Origin of the sequence: Lachnoanaerobaculum sp. Marseille-Q4761, from assembly GCF_017565785.1 — a bacterium.
Taxonomy (GTDB): Bacteria; Bacillota; Clostridia; order Lachnospirales; family Lachnospiraceae; genus Lachnoanaerobaculum.
The window spans coordinates 1-4,640 of sequence record NZ_JAGEKB010000010.1 but is presented as its reverse complement, the minus strand read 5'-3'; the positions used below and the strand labels follow the sequence as shown (position 1 = coordinate 4,640).

3 protein-coding genes are annotated in these 4,640 nt (G+C 35.8%); all 3 read left to right on the top strand.

Features of this window, described 5'->3' with window-relative positions; genetic code table 11:
* Positions 1 to 1,598, top strand: a 1,598-nt coding sequence (locus J4O15_RS15735) for a recombinase family protein (RefSeq protein ID WP_208101532.1), incomplete at its 5' end; no start/stop codon positions are given.
* Positions 1,599 to 3,278: a recombinase family protein gene (locus tag J4O15_RS15730; protein WP_208101530.1), complete on the top strand. Its 1,680-nt coding sequence runs from the start codon at positions 1,599 to 1,601 to the stop codon at positions 3,276 to 3,278.
* A 4-nt stretch (positions 3,279 to 3,282) separates the two neighbouring features.
* On the top strand, positions 3,283 to 4,640 hold a 1,358-nt coding region (locus J4O15_RS15725), incomplete at its 3' end, for a recombinase family protein (protein ID WP_208101528.1).

The following is a 4,640-nucleotide window of genomic DNA, read 5'->3' as shown; positions in this document are numbered from 1 at the left end:
AATATGATAAAGGCTTTAAGGTGGAAAGCAACAGCATTTCCAATCAAAGACTTCAGCTTAAGGATTTCATTGATAAAAATGAAGATATGGAGCTGATAGAGGAATATGTTGATGACGGATATTCCGGTATAAACTTTGAAAGACCGGCATTTAAGAAAATGATGGAAGATGTAATTACAGGTAATATTAACTGCATTATAGTAAAAGACTTATCAAGATTTGGCAGAGATTACATTGATAGCGGAAGATACCTGCAAAAAGTGTTTCCATCTCTTGATATAAGGTTTATTGCCTTAAATGATAATTATGACAGCTATACAGCCAGTGAAACGGAAAAAAACTTGGTCATTCCATTTAAAAGTTTTATAAATGACAATTATTGCAGAGATACCTCCGCAAAGGTCAGAAGTGTCTGCAAGGTAAAGAGAAAACAGGGACAGTTCATTTCAAACTATGCTCCTTATGGATATGAAAAGGATAAAGAAGATAAGCACAAAATAGTAATTGATAAAGAAGCGGAATATGTAGTACAGAAAATCTTCTCTATGAAGCTTGAAGGATACAGTTCCTACTCTATTGCCAAACACTTAAATGATAACGGAATATTATCCCCGATGGAACATAAAAGGGCAAAGGGTATAAGGTATAAGACAGGCTTTAGTACAAAGGCTGTTACCAAGTGGGATACTCCGGCGGTTAATCGTATTTTAACCAATGAGGTCTATATAGGAACACTTCAACAGGGAAAAAGGGAAAAGATAAACTATAAGTTGGATAAAGTGGTTTCTAAGGATAGAAGCGATTGGATTGAAATTGAGGATAACCATGAAGCGATTATTGATATTCAAGACTTTGAAATTGTCCAAAAACTTTTGAAATGCGATATAAAAGCAAAGAATGTTGGAGAAAAAGCGGATTTATTTGCAGGACTTTTATTTTGTAAAGACTGTAACTCACAGATGACGAAGAAAGTAGACAAACGGGGTAAAATACCAATGGTCTATTATATTTGTTCTTCATATAATAAAGGACATAATTGTAGTAGGCACTGCATAAAACAGGAAGATTTAAAAATAACCATACTTGAGATGCTCCGACACCACATTCATTCCCTTGGGAAGTATGAAGTTATTTTAGAAAAACTAAGAGAAATAGAAGTGTCATATCAACTGTTTAAGGAAACAGATAAAAGACAGGAATATACCAAGAAAAGCAAGGCGAAGTTTGAGCTTTTAAAATCGGCTTTGTATCAAGATTTAAAAGAAGGAATCATTTCCGAAGAGGAATTTTATGATATGAGAGAGTTTTATACTAACCGTATTGTAGAAAGTGAGCTGATTTTAGAAAAACAGAATAAGGAAATTTCGAGTCTCTATCAAAAGAGTTTGGGTAATAAAGATTTCTTTTCTGAAATAAGAGCATACGGGAATATAAGTACTTTAGAAAGAGGACTCCTTGTAAGATTGGTAGATAAAATCTGTGTTTTGGAAGAAAAAATGATAGAGGTTCGTTTTAATTATGATGAAACTACAGAGATATTGGATAAGTTAAGCAACTATGCAAAACAATCCTCCGGGAAAATGAAGGAGGTTGTGTAGATGGCAAGGACAGCGAACAGACGAGTAAAATCAGAAGAAGCTCAGGTAAGCAAAGAAAATATAAACAGTTTTCAAACGGCGATTTACACAAGGATCTCAAGGGATAAAAAAGAGAAACCGAGTGATTCCATTGAAAATCAGATTGCTCTTTGTGAGAGCTATATAAAAAGGAATGACGGGCATAACTTGGTAGGTATATATAAGGACATTGCAAAAACAGGAACAAACTTTGAGAGACCCGACTTTGAAAATCTTATGGAAGAAATAAGAATAGGAAAGGTCAACTGTATTATTGTAAAAGATCTATCTCGTTTTGGAAGAAACTATACGGAGCTTGGAAACTTTATTGAAAAGATATTTCCGTTTCTTGGAGTAAGATTTATTGCCGTTAATGATAATCTGGACACCTTTCAGATGGATGATCCGAATAAATCTTTGGAGGTTATTTTAAAAAATATCGTTAATGAAACCTATGCTAAAGATATTTCGAAGAAAGTGTCAAGCTCGCATCAGATGAGGCTCAAACAAGGCGGATTTATCTGCGGAGTTGCACCGTATGGATATAGAGCAAGAAAAGATGAAGATGGAATCAGACGCTTGTATCCGGATGAAAATACTGCTCCTATTGTCAAAGAAATCTTTGATGCCTATCTGAAAGGACTGAGTACATCAGGTATATCCAAACTTCTTCTGGAAAAAAAAGTATATATTGCAACCGATTACCGAAAAATTGGAAAAGCCATATCTGATAACGGTGAACCAATCAGGCTGTGGAAACAGACAACCATCTTACAGCTGCTTAAAAATCGTGCATATACAGGAACGCTGATACAGGGGAGAAATCAAAAACATCTTTATGAAATGAAACCAAGGGAAAGGCTCTCTGAAGAACACTGGATAGTAACCGAAAATGCCCATGAAGCCATTATTTCGATGGATACCTTTGAAAAGGTGCAGGAGAAAATTTCCGAAAAAGCAGCTCCAATAAAAAGAAGCAGAGAGGAAAATGTGGCTGCTAAAGACGCTACTATCTTTCGAGGAATGGTTTACTGTAATATTTGTCAAAGACGAATGAGTGTTCATCGACAATTAAGTGGGAAAAGAACGGTTTTTTACTTTAGCTGTAACCGATTTGGAGAATACAAGGCAGAAAAATGTGGAACGGCAATTACAGACATTACACTCCAAAACACCGTAAAAGCCGCATTTGATACTATTCTTTCCAATAATAAGAAAAGCTATAAGGCATATTTAAAAGGTTATGCGGATATAAAAAGAGAAATTAAGCAGCAAAATGAAAAAGAACTGACAGAAATCGGCAGAAGAATCTCAGGACTGAGCAGGTTTCAAAGCGAGTATTACGAAAAATATGTCTTGGGAGATTGGAGAAAGGAAGATTTTGAAAGAGAAAAGGAACATCTCCATCAAAAGAAAAAAGAGCTGGAAAGCCTGAAAGAAAAGCAAGTTGCAATCTTTGATGAAGAAAAACGAAGGCTTGAAGAAAAGTATCAGTATTTGAAAGCACTACTTAAAGGCAAGTCAAAGAAATGGAACAAAGAGTTTGTGAGGGCTATCATAGATAAGATATTCATTGGAAAAGACCATACAGTAGAAATCAAATTTAAATTTGAAGAAACGCCTGTCATTACCGAAAAAATTGGAAGAAAGGTAAAAAGGTGATGATATGAATACCATAGATTTTTATCTAAGACTTTCACTGGAAGATGGCGATCAGCAAGATGAAAGCAACAGTATCACTTCTCAAAGGGAAATCTTAAAAGACTATATCCGCTCAAGGGAAGAATTTACAGGTTTTCAGATAAGGGAGCATATCGATGACGGTTATACAGGAACAAACTTTAATCGCCCTGCTTTTCAAAAGATGCTTGCTCTTGTCAAGAAAAATGAAGTAAAGACCATACTTGTAAAGGATTTATCTCGCTTTGCCAGAGATTATATCGAATCCGGAGCCTATATTGAGCAGATTTTTCCCTTTATGCAAGTCCGCTTTATTTCTGTGAATGACAATTATGACAGTAAGAACAACGAAAACGGAATCAGCAGTTTGGAAATTCCTTTTAAGAATCTTGTCTATGACTACTATTCCAAAGACATCTCACAAAAAATGCGTTCATCCGTCAGAGTAAGACAGGACAAAGGCTATTACTTCGGCTCAAAAGCACCGTATGGGTATGTAAAAAACGAAAAAGACCATCATAAGCTTATTGTCGATGAAGAAGTAAAACCGATTGTGGAAGAAGTGTTTACAAGATATTTAAGTGGAGAAAGTATGCTTGTGATTGCCAAAGATTTTAACGAGAGAGAAGTTTTAACCCCTGCCAAGCACATAGGACTGAAAAGAGGAAGTGGAATTTGGACAGGACAGATTGTTCGGTATCTCTTAACACAAAGAGTTTATACGGGAGCAATCATCGGCGGAAAGACAAGAGTGTATGAAGTCGGCTCAGATAATCGACAATGGATGGATAGTAAGGACTGGATCATACGAGAAGATATGCATGAAGCTATCATTTCACAAGAGGACTTTGCACAAGTTCAAAACAGATTAAGCAGCAATGCAAAACATATAAGCCGAGAACGGAAGCATTTTCATATTCTTCAGGACAAAGTTTATTGTGGGAAATGCCATCATAAGATGAGCTATACAGTTTACTATGGCAAAAACGACGGATACTGCTGTTCGTATCGGTACAAAGAAAAAGACTGTGGCTGTATGAAAGGAAAGATAAAAGCTTTGGTACTGGAAGAAGTTGTGTCAAAGGAAATTCAGCTTTACACCGAAAGCTTTCTTGAGAAAGAACAGACGAGAATGATTGAGCAAAGAGTCAGAGGAAGTATTTGTGAGAGCCTGCTTGAGCGAAAGAAAAAGCTGAAAGCGGAACAACAAAAGAACCAAATTTCCAAAATGCAGTGTTATGAAAGGCATAAGCAAGGTATAATAGAGAAAGAAGAATACCTCTCAAAACGGGAATTCCTTACACAAAGAGTAAAGAACATAGAGCAGGAAATATTGATCATAGA